The organism is Seonamhaeicola sediminis (assembly GCF_004358095.2).
Taxonomy (GTDB): domain Bacteria; phylum Bacteroidota; class Bacteroidia; order Flavobacteriales; family Flavobacteriaceae; genus Seonamhaeicola; species Seonamhaeicola sediminis.
In genome coordinates, this window is sequence record NZ_SMZJ02000001.1 from 302,771 (window position 1) to 320,253 (window position 17,483).

At 36.5% G+C, this 17,483-nt stretch carries 7 protein-coding genes; all 7 read right to left on the minus strand.

Features of this window, described 5'->3' with window-relative positions; genetic code table 11:
- Positions 1-347: 347 nt before the first annotated feature.
- Entirely contained in the window at positions 348-2,927 is a 2,580-nt protein-coding gene (locus tag E1J38_RS01325; RefSeq protein WP_133354654.1) for a hypothetical protein, read from the minus strand.
- Between the two features lie 221 nt (positions 2,928-3,148).
- Positions 3,149-5,053 (minus strand): glycoside hydrolase family 88 protein, encoded by a 1,905-nt coding sequence (locus E1J38_RS01330; RefSeq protein ID WP_133354652.1) that lies wholly within the window; start codon positions 5,051-5,053, stop codon positions 3,149-3,151.
- 230 nt (positions 5,054-5,283) lie between these two features.
- Positions 5,284-8,556, minus strand: coding sequence for a glycosyl hydrolase (locus E1J38_RS01335; protein WP_133354650.1), 3,273 nt, complete (start codon positions 8,554-8,556; stop codon positions 5,284-5,286).
- A 77-nt stretch (positions 8,557-8,633) separates the two neighbouring features.
- Positions 8,634-10,805, minus strand: coding sequence for a beta-xylosidase (locus E1J38_RS01340; protein WP_133354648.1), 2,172 nt, complete (start codon positions 10,803-10,805; stop codon positions 8,634-8,636).
- A gap of 25 nt (positions 10,806-10,830) precedes the next feature.
- Complete coding sequence (locus E1J38_RS01345) at positions 10,831-12,225, minus strand: cellulase family glycosylhydrolase (protein WP_133354646.1); 1,395 nt, start codon at positions 12,223-12,225, stop codon at positions 10,831-10,833.
- 159 nt (positions 12,226-12,384) lie between these two features.
- Positions 12,385-13,974: a RagB/SusD family nutrient uptake outer membrane protein gene (locus E1J38_RS01350; protein ID WP_133354644.1), complete on the minus strand. Its 1,590-nt coding sequence runs from the start codon at positions 13,972-13,974 to the stop codon at positions 12,385-12,387.
- Between the two features lie 18 nt (positions 13,975-13,992).
- The gene (locus tag E1J38_RS01355) at positions 13,993-17,043 is read right to left on the minus strand and encodes a SusC/RagA family TonB-linked outer membrane protein (protein ID WP_133354642.1); all 3,051 of its coding nucleotides are present in this window, start codon (positions 17,041-17,043) and stop codon (positions 13,993-13,995) included.
- Between the last annotated feature and the right edge of the window lie 440 nt (positions 17,044-17,483).

The window sequence follows — 17,483 nt, forward strand, 5'->3', positions numbered from 1 at the left end:
TAAAAACATCATTATCAGAAAATTACATTATTAAAATGTTGTTTATTTCTTACAAAAAGTTTTTACAAACCCCTTAATATATGGTTTTATTTGGAGTTATTCTTGTAGTATGTATCACAAAACCTTAGTGTTTTGAAATGCTATTATTTTCTGCGCAAAAAAATTGTTGGAAACTTTTAAAAACAATACCACTCTAACCTGTAGTGCATTTTGATTTAAAACAGATAGCACAATGTGAGTTCAAGAGTTATTTTTTCCTCTTTCGACTATGCTCGAGGTGACGAAAAAATCATTTGGTAAGGTCATAGAAATAGAATTGACAGCATTTTGTCAAAATGCACAACAAGTCACTCTATTATTTTTACAATGTAATAGGGCGTTAACTGCTGTTCGTGAAATAATCTGGGATGCATTATTACATGACCATGATTATCTATTGAAGTGAAGTAGACTAATAGATCAAATTCTGGATTCAAATCCTTTGAGGGTATGTTGGCAATGTAGTTATTACCATTCCAAGTCATGGTTAATTTCTTAAACTTACCTGCAGCCATATTAGCAACCCTGTAATGCACTATAGGGGTTTGGCTGGTTCCCAACTGCGTATCTGTAATTAAAGTTACTTGTATTGGCTTGTTTTTTGGCACCAAACTAGGCACCACAGCCTTAAAGTTAACTTGACTTTGATTATTAGCGTTTTCAAAGGCATTCCAATGGCTCTTATTATTAATAGCTTCTGAATCAGCTCCTAAAAGCGTTTTAAGTTTTGCTATGTCTTTATCTATCTCTACCAGCCTATCTTGCCAGGTGCCATTATCATGTAAAAACTTTGGGGAATTATTATATAAACTACCCGCTAGGTTTATTATATGCTTCCAACTATCTTTTGCATTATCAAGACTTTTGAGACTAGACTTTAAATATCCGTGTTGCTCTGTTTCCTGATAAAAAACAACATCTGTTGCCGCCTTATTTTTATATGAATGATATTTGGCAAGTGCTGCAGTTACCAGGATATCTATTGTATTGGTTTTGAATTCTATGACATTTTCCTTGGGAATATCGGCCTCATTAACTTTTGCCAAAGCATTTAAAGTATTATTAGAAAGGGAGTCATATAAGGCTGCCAACTGCACTGGGTTCACCTTACGTTTTACTTTATTTTTTAAAACATCTTTCACATAATCATCAATACTATAAAACAAGCCGGGGTCACCAGGTTCGGCAGATTGGTAGGTTCTTCCTTTTTCAATATGATACGGATTGGCATTATGTTCTACAAACAGAGCCCCCCCACTATCCATTTCTGCCCAATTATAATTAGCGGGGTGAAACGTAAGGTGAGACGATGTGATTAACGGTAGTATTTTACCAGACCAACTATAAGCTTCTAAAACCTCCTTAAAGGCGTCTCCATAATGTGTTTTAAACGCTCTTTCCCATACCTCAGAAGGGGTGGTTGTTGAATACCCTAACCTTCCGTACAGCTTATACCACGACCAATAGCGTTGGTCTTCCCATGTAAAATAGTTTAAGGAATCGCTGTTAAAAAGAGGCCATGTATTTTGTTTTCTTGCCATAGGCGGTGTGGCCTGAAAGCCCTTTGCATTTCCAAAACTTGTAGTTGAAGAGAAACGTTTTACATAGTCTGGGTCTGCCCATGTAAACAGTCTTATGGTGCCAATACCCCATAGCCGATTTATGTAATCAAAATTGCGAGATTTATTCAAAAAATCGGCGTACCCGTACCTTTGGCGTAAATCGATATTATCTAAATTAGATAATTCCCGGTGTCGCATTTGGGTAGGGTGAAATGGTAACCCAACACCTTCCCAGGAGTATTTACTAGTAACTGTAATGTTCATACCAGTTTCTATAGCCCATTCCCTAATTTGTTCTGTAAGTCCTTTGGCTCTTAAATCTAAAAAGAGTTGTCCGTTACGTTCTTTATAGGCATGTCCTATGGCTTCAATGATGGCTTTCCAAAATAATTCGGCCGTATTACCAAAGCCACCAACTCCAGATTCGTAATTTACCCTTAACTGAATACCATCAATTTCCTTGACTTCACGCAACAACATGTGCATGCCTTTAGAGCAGTAGTTGGTATAAGCCTCAACATCTTCAGGGAGGTTAGCAACCAATCCATCACTTCTGCCATGTCCCCAAATACCAAACACAAACTCCAGCCCATAGTGATCACATAGTTGCCCTATACGCCTCAATTGGTCTAAATATTCTTGAGGTGTTCTATTCAGGTTTTCTCTTATGGACACGTCTTCAAATCCAGGTATTTTAAAAAGATACGGATACACTGGAATCATAAAATCCTCTTGTTTACCATCATTATACCCCGTTATCAAGGTAAGCCTGTTAAACCTATTATTGGCTAAATTTTTTAAATAGTATTGCCAATAATCTTCAGAAAAAAACCAAGTGTCATCATTCTGGTCTGTTAAAAACTTGTCCAGTCCCCTAACGTTGTTTTCAGGATACTCAACCGTATTTTTAACCTCCGATAGCGCTTCAAGTCCATAAACGTTAATACGTTCTGAAAATTCATTAAGTGCATACATGAGTCCTTTAGCATCGGTTCCCCCAATTACTAGCGCTGTTCCAGTTTCGGTTTTCTGCCATTGGTAAAAAACGCCTTCGGGTTTGTTTGGTTGTATCTCTGGATTTTTTGAAACGAATTTTGCGACTGTCTCATTTTCTAAAGAACCTATAATAAGGCTTCTATTTGGAAAGGTTTCTCCTATTTCTTGAGTTAAATTGATGCGTCCTCCAGACTGCTTGATGGCTTCAAATAAATTCTGCTTACCAAAAGCTATTGGGCTGTTGGGATTGTTAGAAATCTCAGTTAAATCAATAATATTTATGTCACCATAATTAACTAGTTTACTTTTTTCAAATGATTGTGACTTCATTGAAAGGGTTAAGAAAAAAACACTAGTAAACGCTAAATATTTTATAATGTCAAATCTCATGGAAACTTTTAATTAGTTATTTTTGATTACAATAAGATAATGATATTTTAACAGTCTTATTGTTTAAAAAACTATTTAGGAGGTCGGTTAAAAGCCAACCAAAAAAATTACCGAGGGGACAATCCTCTGAATTTTTAAATATTGTTTCTAAGTAGCACTAACTATTCTTTACCCGATTCCTTTTCCTGCAACTCTAGTTCTTTCAGTATTGCTAAGCCAAAAAAGCCTGTTGAATACGCACATGTGGCATCGTAGTAAAAGCGGTATCCAACCATGGATGCGTTGGTTCGTCCAACAATACTACCAATAGCTTCTGGATCTGGCCCGAGGTATTGGTTTTCCAGGCACCAAGTAAGCGCTTTACGAGCCGACTCCAAATACTTTACATTGTTGGTGGTTTCATATATCCTGTACATCAACAAACTCCACAGCGGTGTTCCCTTATCTGTAGGAATGGCAGTTCGATCACCTTCACGCGAATCGAACACAAAATTCCATGAGCCATCAGGGTTTTGGTTTTCCACCAATTGGTCTGCAAGTTTTTTGGCATACTCCAGATAAATGGTATCAGGGAACATTTCGTTCATTGCCAACATGCCTTCCATGGTCCAACCGGTTCCTCGTGTCATTTTTAGCGGAGGCACAGCCATCTTCTTTTCTAAGGACCAGCTTCTGTTCCATAAACCATTGTCATTTTGGAATTTAGCCATGTGCTTATCCATATAACGTTTGGCTACTTCTTTAAAGCTTTCGTCACCAGTAATTCTATAAAATACACTGTGGCCCTCTGGATCCCAACCCGTTTCATCTAAGATATTTTTGTGAAACTTATTAATGTCATACAAATAGTTGTGCGGTAAAATGTCGTGCTGTTCTATTAATTTGCCCTTTTCGGTATTCCAAAAATTGGCGGCTTCTACGTACGCACTATCACCTGTTGTTTCATATAAAGGTGCCAAAGCCCATTTATACATTATTCCAGAATCGGATGTTCCTACCCATTTTTCATAGCCACTTGGCGACCTAAGCCAAATCACTAGAAATGACCCCCGAGATGGATGGTTTTCCTCGCGAACCTGATATTTTAGATAAAGTTTCCCAATCAGGTCCATGCGCTGAATCAGTTCTTCCGTATCATATTTATTAGCAATTTCTGGAACTTTTATGGCATCTAAAACCATTTTTACGATTGGGGAACCACCCCATAGCCAGTAGACTGAACGGTGGAGACGAGCCTCTAAATCGTAAAAAGTGAAAAATGAGCCGTAAGTAGGACTATCTGGATTTAAGTTTTGTCGCCTCAAACCATTGTCAATCACCGCACTCAACGATGTTATCAAACGCTCTTTAGACAAGCCTTCATGCATAAGCTGTTCGAGTTCTGTATTTTTCCATGCTGTATTTTCAGGAGCAATAGTTTTTCTAGCAAACTCATAAGGTCCGTCTTCACTATCAATGAATATACTTACTGACCCACTCCAGTCTTCAGAAAGTAAAGCTATTTCATGCCTGAATTCCTTCAATAATACCGGATAGATTTTTCTTAAATAAAAGTGCTCAATTTCAATTTCCTTGGAACTTACCCTTAATGAGTTTTCCCAGTGCTCTAACCTACCCGAGGGAAAAATAATTTGTTTTTTTAGTTCATGCGAGTCATCGTAATATGGCCCACCAAAGGTGTAAGTCCCTGTGGGATTGCCTTTAAATACACAGACACCTTCCATTCCCAGCTCTGGACTTATATCAACCACAGGAAACCAAGTTTCATGGTCTGTTTTATTATATAATGTCTTGCGGATTAAACTATCTGGATCAAATGGCGAAACGGAGGAAAACCTAGTCATGGGCTTATTTCGAGAACTTTCAATACGAAGCTCAAATTGCCTTACATTGTCAGGCAACATGGCTTCAACAATAAGGCTCTTACCTTTTATTTTTAGGTCTAAAGTTGGTTTTTCAACAACCTGTGCAGATAAAAAACTAACATGTAATGTTAAAACCAAAATCAGCATGATTTTAGCTACTAGAATCATTTTTTTAAGATTTACCTTTTCGATACGTTTCATTGAAGTTAATTTTTATTTTAATTCTTAAAATTTGTCAAGTAACACAAAAGTTTTAACCAATGTTTTACTTCTTTTTATGTTTTCTAGTAATTTCTATGCTTAGATTACACTTGCCAAATAACAAATACAAACAGACTTTTTTAAATAAATTTTGCTAATGACATTTATAACCGCACTTTGTCAATTCGTGGTACTTCTTAAAAAAACATTTTATCTTATAATCTAATTTTCTAATCAATTACTTGAGATACCCATTTTTTTAATACCACTTTCCCAAATAATCCCGATGAGGGTAAAGCATCGTCTTTTGTGTAAAACCGATTTGAAGTAAATGCAACACGCTTCTTCTGTGGTCTATTATCAATCTTACCTTCTCGTACCCAATTTGGAATAGGTCCTACTGTAGCACCTTCTGCATTTTGTTCCAATTCTGTTGGAAAATATTCATCGCCAATTAATCTATTTGACCAAGAATTGGCTACTTGAATAACAAAGACATTTTTTCCTTTTTTTAAGGCTTTTGATACATCAACAACATACGGTTTTGCCCAAACAATACCACAATCAATGCCATTGACTTGAACTGATGCGATATTTGCAATATTCTCAAACTCTATTTTAATACATGCATTGTTTTTGATAAATTTTCTAGGAACTTTCATAACAGTCTCATATTCAATAATACCTGAAAAATGCCTAATGTTAAAATCAGAATGTTCCGATAGATTTGTTAATTCATCTAATATGATTGATTCTTTGGAGACACCTCTACCCTTTTGAAAAGAGACCTTCCAAGGCGAGTTTAACTCTAATTCATTTTTGTAAGAGGGAATAGCAACTGTTAACGATTCTCCATCAGACTTTTTAAGTGTATAATTACCAGATTCACCTGTAAGCAATTGTATTTCCCCGTTTATATGTCTTACTTCGGCTCCTAATGAGGTAGCCTCAGCATCACCAGCATCTAAATGAATACCTTCATTTGCCCAACGCATATAATACATCATTTCATTATTGATTTTATAGTGAGCAATGGCCAGCTTTCCTTCTCCAGGAATTGAATCAACCGATAAGGCATTATCCTTAATCATTGGTTTTAACTGTGATGTAATATCTACATTATTTTCAGGACTAGGGTCGAATATTTTACCTCTTACTACTTTGTATAATTTAAATTCTGGTAAGGTGGATTCCTGAGTAGGCTTATCAGATTTTAATTTTGTAAAATGTGGTTCTTGGTTATTAATAGGTTCAATGACCACAAAAAGCGATTGCCATGGAGCCATTTCTAATTGTACATTGGTGACCCCAGCATATTGAGAATAAACTAGATTATTATTTATGCTCCCATCCATTGGATTCCATAATGATGGTTTACCATGCCCCTCTCTAAAACGAAAGTTTCCACACATGCGCTTTGGAGATTCATTGGCAATAAAATAAACGTTTTTACCAGAAACACGATGATGAATATAATTTATTTTAGCGTCAGAAGGAATGGCATTAACAACTTGAAAATCTTTTATTATACCCAACTCAGTTAGCACATCCAAGGGGGCTTTATCTAAATAGTAATTTGGTAGCTTTCCGTTCTTAGTATCTAATATTAAGGATTGACTTATATTTTTAACCAAGTCATCACTTTCGGCACCACCTTCCAAACTAGGTGATTTTTGATAGTCATATCCAATAGTTTGGATACCTTTCCGAACTGTTTTATCAATACTTTCCATAAACTTTGGAGTGACCCATTTCGAATTGGGAAAAACAACCAACTCGTAAGACGTACCTCCGGGAAGATGTACTTTTCCGTTTATAATAGTTGCGTTCTCCATAAAAAATTTAGGACTGATAATATCATAGTCGTAACCTGAAGTTTTTAATTCAGGATATGTTTTTATGTCAGGATTGGGCAAATGTTCGTGCGTAACAAAAAGAACATCACCAACAAAATCGCCATTTCTTAAAAGGTATTGGCAACGTGCTAGATAGGTCATATATGCCGATGCCATAGGCCACCAAGTTTGTTTACGGCTTATCATAGCACCCCAACGTCCCATACTCATACCAGGAACGATATTATCTGGATAAGGCTGGTGGGCGTATGAGTGAAATGCCATACTATTTACTCCCGAGCAGAAGGCTTTATCTCCAATCATTTTGTATTGCCATGGATGGTCTCGCCACCCGCCATTAAAATAGTTAGTGGTAAAAGTCTCAGCTCTATGCTCTTTCGCACCTTTTGCATGTGCTATAGAGGCTACGCTTTTAATACGTTCAAAATTGTGCCCGCCCTTCCAGAACTCGCTAACTACAACATCGGTGTGTAAACCATAATCAAAGGAGTGAAATCCCCCTTGGCGATAAGGTTCCACCATATACCTTTTACCGTGCTTATTTGACAAACGCTTCATGGTTTTGGCATAATTATCAATAATTAGTTCGCCATAGGTTAAGCGACAATCCCAAAGAAATCGTCTTGAAGTTTCAGGTGAATCAACAATAAAACCAGCTAAAACTGGCAAATATTTGTTCATATTGTAACCTCGGCGTTTTTTGAACTCTTCTGGTAACACCTCACTCCAATTTTGGTAACCAACCTCCCAACTATCTAAAAAAATATCTTTAAATGCATTGGTCCCACTTTTAGTTTCCATTGCTAATGCATGCCCACAAAAACCATCATAAAAAGCTTTCTCAATTGCAAGAACATCATATTTATCCGGTTCGAGTCCGGAGCCAAAAATTTGGCGGGCAACTCTATTCTTTTGTCCTGTACTTGTAAAACCTGCGCGTAAAACCGTCCAATCGCCTTTCGGAGCATTCCAAACTAAGCTATCACCTTTAAATTTATTGGAAATATCGATAATATCTTCAGTATTCAAAATAGATAAATCAGGTACAGAAATATCCATTTGTTTTATCCAATCTGCACCAAAACCACCTCCCGAGGTTTCCTTTTCGGAAATAGTTTTTAGATTATGCCCCTTAATGGCATAAACAAATAAATCCCTATAAAAATCTTTGTAGTGCTTTGGTTTTTCCAGTTCAATGTTAATAATTCTTCCTCCAGTAATCTCTTTGGTTAAACACACCATTTTCTTCATGGAGTTTTCTACTGGTACCCATGGCCCTCCTGAACCCGACCAACCAGGTGCATTATGCACGCCAATATCCAAACCTAAACGATCTGCTTCTTTTAAAGTATGTGTGAAAAACGCATTCCATTCATCACTAAACAGAATATTCTTACCTTCATCAGAAATATGCTGACCTAAATCGAATAGGATAGCGCCTCCTATTCCAGCAGCTTTCATGCCTTCCAGATCTTTGGTGATGCCTTCTTTTGAAATTTCACCACTTAACCAATACCAAAGACATAGTGGTTTGTATTCATCTGGTGGATTTTTAAATTTAGCTTCTAGATGCTTTTTGTTCTGTGCTTGAATATTGACTAAAACAAAAATTATTAGAAAAAAGAAAAAGAAGTCCTTTCTACGCATACTTATTATTAATTATCTCACCCTAGGGTAATACTACAATATATTGTAGTTACCTTAAGCCTATGTTCAAAAGGTCTTTACTTAACCATTAAGGTCACTTTCTGTAAATCTTCTTCTGAAGACGATGTACCAACAGAAATGGTAAAGGTTCCAGGTTCAACCACTTTTACCATGTCCTTATTTAAAAGATTTAATTCATCAAATCCAAGATTAAAGCTAACAGTTTTTGTTTCGCCCGGTTTTAGGCTAATGCGTTCAAAACCTTTTAATAGTTTTAAATATCTACCTACCGAGGCAAAATCGTCACGCACATATAGTTGTACTACTTCATCACCATCTCTTTCTCCAGTGTTTGTGATCTCTACAGAAACTGTTGTACTTCCATTGGGAGCAATACTACCATCTTGAAGCTTTGGCTCAGATATTTCAAAAGTGGTATAACTTAATCCATAGCCAAAGGGGAATAACGGTGATTTATCACTAAAACGATACTTTCCTTTTCCAGAACCTATAAAGTCTGGACGTTCTAAATACGTTACTGGCACCTGCCCAACAGAGCGTGGAAATGACATGGTTAATTTACCACCGGGGTTAACATCGCCAAAAAGAACATTAGCAACAGCATCACCGGCATGCATACCACCATACCATGTTTCCAATACAGATGGTATATTTTCGGCGATGTAGTTTATACTCAACGGGCGACCATTAATCAACACCACAATCACAGGTTTTCCGGTTTTATGAATGGCTTCTACCAATTCATTTTGAACGCCATACAAATCTAAATCAGAACGATCGCCTCCTTCACCACAGGTTTTATGAGAACTTCCTACAACCAAAACAACCGCATCCGATTGTTTTGCTGCTGCAATAGCCGCTGGAAATCCGTCTTTTGAAAAACTATCTATATCACACCCTTTGGCGTAATTTATTTGAACACTTTCGCCTACTTTCTTTTTTAAACCATCTAAAACAGACACATAATATGGCGGTAATCCTGAATATCCACCTAATAGCGCATAAGTTTTCTTTTTGGGTCTTTCTTCGTGGGCATTCGGACCAATAACGGCCAAGGATTTTATTTTCGACTCATCCAATGGTAAGAGATTATTATCATTTTTTAACATGATTATCGATTTTTCGGCTATCTCTAATGCAAATTCACGATGCTCATCCCGACCAGCATTTACGGTTTCTGGATCAATGACTTTTGGTTCTGAATCAAACAGACCTAATTTATATTTTGCGGTCAAATTACGAGATACGGCTTTATCTATATATTTCATTAATGAAGGATCCTGCATCACGGTATCCTTCAAAACATTAGCGTGATAGGTTGCTAATTTTTCGTTTTTCCCTATAACCAAATCCATATCCACCCCTGCTTTTAATCCTAAGATAGCTGCCTTGGTTCTAGTTTCAGCAATAAAATGCATGGTTTCCAATCTTCCAACATCATTATTATCAGAAACAATAAATCCGTCAAAACCTAGCTCCTCTCTTAAGATGTCGTTTAACAACCAGGTATTCATATGACAAGGTACACCGTTAAAATCTTGATGCCCTGGCATAACACAGCCTACCTCAGCTTCCTTTACTGCCGCCTCGAACGATGGCAAATACACCTCACGCAAACGACGTTCGGACATATCACTAAAACCACCATTGATACCACGGCGGTTTTCTGGGTATCCTACAAAATGTTTTGCGGTTGCAATCACATGATTTTCATCAAATTGCTCATCGCCTGTACCTTGTAACCCTTGAATAAAGGCTACACCCATGCGCGACACCAAATAGGGATCTTCACCATAAGATTCTTCAACACGACCATAGCGCGCATCGCCTGCATAAACATCTAAGTTAGGAGAGTAACAATGTGTAACCCCTAAAGCACGTGCCTCTATTGCTGTCTGGGATGCCATTTTCTTTATAAGTTCAGGTTCCCAGGTTGAAGCACATGCTACTGCTTGCGGATAAACGGTTGTATTACCATAATAATCAAGCACCAACCATAATCCATGTAATGCTTCTCCGTATTTCATAACAGGAATTCCCAATCGCTCATTGGCTGGAGCGTCCTGTGTCATTTCTGCAATTTTTTCATCTAAGGTCATTTCTGCAAGAAGCGCTTCAACTTTTTGTGCAATTTCTTGATCTTCTGGACTAGAACTGGTGGCTTTTGAGTTTGTATTACAACTAAGAATAGTTAATACCAGTAAAATTAATAGGGGTGCTTTTTTCATTAATTATTATGTTTATTTGTTACTATTATTTATAATTTCTAATCCCTGGAACAATTTTTATGTTATACGCCTCCTTATCTAAGGGCCACTTTAAAATAACAAGTTTTTGAGCATATGAGTCCCATATAAAATCTGAGGGATTGCCATTCTCAGGACATTTATAAGTCTCCAATCCAACATTCTTTATCGGGTTATAGTACATTATAAAATTGTTGTTTATTATAATTGAAAATCCATCGGGGTAATGTCTATTAGCGCCTATAAATATTTTAGAAACCCCTTTACTATTATCTGAAATAACATTTAAGTGAAGTGTTCTGGTGGCATGGTTGAATAAAAAGTTTTGAATATCACCAGCAATGGCTTGCGGAAAAGGTCTTGAAATGACGTCTGTTATATACTTACGTTCTACGGTTCCTGCATCGGTGCTATCACTAAAAATAGCCCAAGTTGAAGGGCCTCCGGGAAGAAAATTTTGCATACTTCTATTTCCTAAAAACCAAGCTTTAATAGCACCAACTCCCATTTTATCAAAAATCTCAGCTGTTCTAATATATAACTCCCTATACCGTAATTGACCTAAATCTCCTGAAATTAGGGTATCGGTAGTCGCAAACGTTGGAAACCCCCATTCACCAATAAGTATGGGTGCTTTCATCATATCAGATTCTTTATTAAAACGATCCATATTTCGTTTTATAAAATCTATTTTATTCTGATAAATATGGGGTGCGAAAATGATATTTTTTCTATTTATGGGTGCTGTAATTTCGGCATATTGATTATTATCTATTTTCTCACCCTTATTCATGAAAATAGATTGCAGTAGTATTTTTTTATCAGGGTTTATTTTTTGACTTTCATCTATTATGTTTTGGTATAATGGAATGAGGTACTTTTTTGTTAAGTCGTCATAGGAGATGTCCATGGTTAATTTTCTAGGTTCATTTACAACATCATACCCCAAAACGGAAGCATCATCAGAATACCTATTCCAAATGACTTTCCAAGCATCTATATAAGTTTCATATTCACTGTTTCTGTTCTCCCAAAACTCTTCCCACTTAAATTGATCAACACCGTAAACGGTCATTTTAAACACCGTTTTAATACCAGCATTCTTACCTAAAGCGACTAAAGTATCTAGTTTTAAGAGATATTTAGGTTCTAGTTTACCTCCTGGAAAATTGCTGAGTTTACCTAATTCTAAGCGTATTACTTGAACATTAGCCCCCATTCTAACCATACGGGCATAGTCATCGGTATTAAAAAAAACGTCTCCTTTATGGTCGTTCGTATTAACTACAAATCCCCTAGGAATGATATGTCTTCCTAATTCATCTCTTAGTCCATGCTTAATCTGGGCAAATGCATTTAGTGTGCTTATAAGATAAATGGAGACAAGAATAAAGAATTTCATAGAATGCATTTGTGTATAAAAGTAAAATCCTTAACGAATTTTTGTATCCTGTACTGTACTGAGAATGACTCTACCAATCGAATTGTAAAAAAAAGCCGAAAGAAAATTTCTTTCGGCTTTTTAAAACTAAACAATTCAAAAAAAACAAATTACTTGCTATTAATTACTTCTGTAGCCATTATTAGTTGGATCTGACTCCAACAACGCAGGATTATTGATAAGTTCTTGTAATGGAATAGGTAATTTAACATGCCAAGGTCTGATATTGCTTGCTGGATCCCAGAAACGGAATTCTAAGTTTTGAACCACATCCAATAAGATACCCCATCTTATCAAGTCATATCTTCTCCATGCTTCACCAGCTAACTCCCACTTACGTTCATCATAAATAGCTTCTCTAAACTGTTGTTGTGAAAGCCCTACCAATTCCCACTCTGCTTGAGTTGCATAAGCACGCTGTCTGATAGGATGAATATATTGGTACGCATTTGCAGGTCCATTTAATTCGTTTTCACATTCTGCAGCCATTAAATAAATATCCGCCAAACGGAATACCATTCTGTTATCTGAGTGGTTAAATCGAGGTGAGGTGTCCAACTTTAAATTCATAAACTTTGGCATATAAGTATGATTTAATTGAATGCCTTCATACTGGTCATTAACGTTTAATGGACGTCGTAAATCATTCATTGGGAATTTCTCAGCAAAGTCTTTAGAAGCAATTTGCAGCCCCGTACCATTCATGGCCTCGCCATTAGCTGCCAAAGCCGCTATTAAAGCATCTCTATCATCATTATTTCTTGGTTCGTCTCTTAAACGCGGGTTGAACATACTTGGACGCCAGTTACCGTTACCGGCAAAACCAGGTAATGTACCATCCGCTCTAATTACACCTTCTTCAAACTGTCCTCTAATATCTTTGGCAAAGTCTAAAGACCAAATAATTTCTGCATTGTATTCATTATCAGGATCAAATACCTCAGCATAGGTTGGTAACAACTCATGTGGCGATTGGTTTATAATTTCTAAACATTTATTTAAACCGGCTTGCCAGTTTCTAGCTTTCATATGAATTTTAGCTTCAACTAAAGCTGCGGCCCACTTAGAAGCTCTTCCTGCTTCAGCACCTGTATAAGCATCTTTTAAATTTGCCTGAGCAAATTCTAAATCATCTAATACGGCATCTAGAATAATATTCTCATCTGTTCTTCCTAAAGACCCAATCTCTTCAAGGGTAAGCACTTCTGTATAGAATGGTGCATCTCCCCAAAGATTTGTGATGTGCCAATAACATAAGGCACGTACAAACCTTGCATCTGCAATAAAATCTGTTCTTTCTTCCTGTGATATCGCTTCATTATCAGCAATTCTAGAAATCAACGTATTGGTATTTAAAATTATTCTATAAAAATCTTTCCAAGTGTCTGATACACTCATTTTTTGAATTGATCTATCAGCCTCTGCTTCATTCAATGTATAATTTCCAATACCTGCAACAAAATTAGCCCCACGGTTAGGTTCAATAATATCACATCCGTTATCGTAAAAATGGTCTAGCCCTACCTGCCCATAAATGGAATTATTCTTTAAAATGGCATAATAACCATTTATAAACGTCCTGGCATCACTTGCCGAGGCTAGAAACGTTTCTGGAGAAACTAATGCTTTTGGTTCTTCTTCTAAAAACTCCTCACATGCAAAACATGAGAAAATCATGAAGACGTATAAAAATATATGTTTTGTTTTCATAATCTATTTTTTTATTTTTTAAAATGTTACATTTAGACCAAGGGTCAATACACGAGGATTAGGGTACTGACCACTTAGGTATCCCTGTGCTATGTTACCTAAACCTGATCTTCCAAATCTACTTGCTTCCGGATCTATTAAACGTGTACTAGACAACAATAACAAGTTACTTCCAGAGAAATATATAGTAGCATCTTTAACCCCATTAAGTCCCCAGCCATCAACTGGCACATTATAGGCTAACCTTAATGTTTTTAAACGTAGGTGCGAGCCATCCTCAATATACTCTGTGTTTGGTGGTATACCACTTACAGTATCCGTTCCCGCTCTTGGAATATCTGAAGTCTCATTAACACCTTCTATCCAACGATCTGCTATACCTCCAAATTTGGTAGCTTCTCCTCTCGCGAAATAATTATTACGCATTAGCAAGTTAAATACTTCGTTACCCACAGTTCCTTGAAAATAGAATGACAAATCCCAATTTTTGTAAGAAAAGTTATTTTCAACACCAAATATTAAGTCTGGTGTAGGATCCCCGGCAATCACATAATCTTCCGTTGAGATGATGCCGTCTCCATTAACGTCTTCAAATCTGGCTCCACCTACTACAGCAGGACCTGCAAATCCTGAAGCATCAATTTCTTGCTGACTTTTCCAAGTACCTAAATATCTGGCGCCAGTGAATACAGGTACCGGCTGCCCAACAATTAAACGGGTGTTATCAGATCCTAAAATTTCATCAACTGTAACATCAATAAACTCAGCCCCACCAAGGTCTAATATTTTATTCTCATTAGATGATAAAGTAACTGTAGAACCCCATGTAAAGTCACCACTAGTAAGGTTAGTTGAATTAATCATTAACTCCCAACCTTTATTTTCTAAAGACCCAACGTTTTGTAATTGACTTGTAAACCCAGTTTGTCTAGGTATGGTTACATCTAATAATAGATCGTTAGTTTTCTTGTAGTAGTAGTTAAACTCTGTAAATACTTTACCCCCAAACAAAGACGCCTCTAAGGCAATATCGTATGAACTGGTAGTTTCCCATTTTAAGTTAGGGTTCGCTGGTCTACCAATGGTTAAACCAGGTAATTCAGCTCCTCCTAACGTAGTATTAGCTTCGGTTAAAACACCGAGAGTTCTATAAGCTTCAATAGCTTGGTTACCAGATTTACCCCAACTTGCTCTTAATTTTAAATCTTGGAATACATTTTGATTTTGCATAAATGGCTCCTCAGTAATCTTCCAAGCACCTGCAATAGATGGATAGAACTCATATTTATTACCTGGGGCAAAACGCGAACTACCATCGGTTCTTCCTACTAACGTCAATAAGTATTTGTCTTTATACGAATAATTTAACCTTCCGAAAAAGGAAGCAATTTGAAATCCTTCATAATCACTAGTAATAACTGACCTTGCCGGGTCTGAAAAGCCTAAGTTATTGAATCCTGTGGCATCACTGGTGATACCAAAGGCCTGTGCAGTGGCAGTCTCTACTGACACTTTTTGAAAAGATGCCCCAGCCAATGCTACCAAACTATGCTCTTCATTAAAGTCTTTAGTGTATTGAATAGTATTTTCATTATTCCACCCAGTACTAGCCACTGATCTTACACTCGCTTCACCTCCATCAGGCACATTGATTGCCAAAAGCCCTGGTAATTGACTGGAATTGAATCTGTTTTGCTTAATGTTATTAAACTCTGGACTAAACGTAGAACGAATAACCAAGTTTTCAATAGGACTATACTCCAAATATGCTGTTGCTAATAAATTATTGGTAAACGTCTCATTGGTATTTAACTCTATAGCTGCTAAAGGGTTGTTAAATGGTGCCCCAATAACATCATTAAATCCATTGTAAGTTCCATCATCATTATAAATAGGTTGTGTTCTAAGAGTTCCAAAAGCATTATTAAAACCTACAACACCATTATCTTGACTAATTCTAGAGTAGTTTACTCTAAACCCTGCCTTTAATTTATCGCTTAACGTGTAATCTAAATTAGATCTGAAAATAAATTTTTCAAGACCAGAGCTTTTAACCAAACCATCTTGGTTGAAATAACTTAAAGAATTATAATAATTCAAATTTTCTGTTGCTCCAGAAATAGACACGTCTGCACTATATATAGGAGACGTCCCCATAATTAAATCGAACCAATCGTTATCTGGATAGGTTGAAGGATCATTTGGAAAAGGCTCCGCCGTATTTCTATAGCGTGCATCTTCATTGGTGTAATCAATTTGCTCCTCCTGCGTTAGCATATGCGGTAATTCTGGAACCATCTGCGCACTGGTATAAATATTCACACTTACTTGTGGTTTACCAGTTCCTGAACCTCTACCACTTTTGGTAGTTACTAACACAACACCATTCGCCCCTCTAGACCCATAAATAGCAATAGAAGAGGCATCTTTTAAGATTTCAATGGATTGAATATCATTACTGTTGATGTTGTTTAAGTTAAAGTCGGTACCAACAACAATACCATCAATGACCCAAAGTGGCTCATTGCTCCCCGTAATAGAGTTACCACCACGAACACGAATCACCGTACCTGCACCTGGTGCACCACTTACTTGTGTTACCTGCACACCAGTAGCTCTACCTTGTAAGGCTTGGTCTACCCTAGATACTGGCACCACAGTTAAATCTTCAGCACTTACCGAAGATACAGATCCTGTTAAGTCTGATTTTCTTTGTGTACCATAACCAATAACAACAACTTCATCTAAAGCGTTGTCTGCTTCTAGTACCACATTAATTACTGTTTGGTTTCCAACAGCCACTTCTTTTGTAGCATAACCTACATAAGAAAAAATAAGCGTGCTGGTTGCATCAGCATTGATACTGAAGTTTCCATCAAAATCAGTACTGGTCCCTGTTGTAGTTCCTTTAACTAAAACAGTAGCCCCAGGGAGTGGCTGACCATCTGCTGTAACAGTTCCTGTTACAGTTTGGGCAAACGACATTGCCACGCACGAAAAAAACAAAATGGTAAACAACTTAATTTGCCTCAAATTAAGTGCCTCATTTAGTGTAGTTCTTAGTTTCATAAATTTTTAAGTTAATTTGTTAATAGGTCACTAAAATATTTGTTAAAATTTTGTGAAGTATCCTGCACTTACTGTTATGCTCTGTGCTGTTCGTAGATTTTTCTTATAGAAAAAAGGATGTTTCAGCAGCTATTAAAGACTTAAATATCTGAAAATCAAAACCATTTTAGTCATTATGACTTTACTATTTTTTTGCTTTTTTATTCAAAATTCACTAAAAAAAAACTAAAAAACATAGTAAAATTGCATCCCAAAAATTGTTAAATTTTTAAAATACCAGCACACACAAATCATTTAATTTTTTTTATAAATGGCTTATTTTTTAATCCATTTTTATGCAAATACATATTTTATAAACACAGGATAGCACAGGTTAACATATTCCGTTTACTACCCTATTTTTATTGCATATTTTAAGTAAAACAAACATCATTACATTA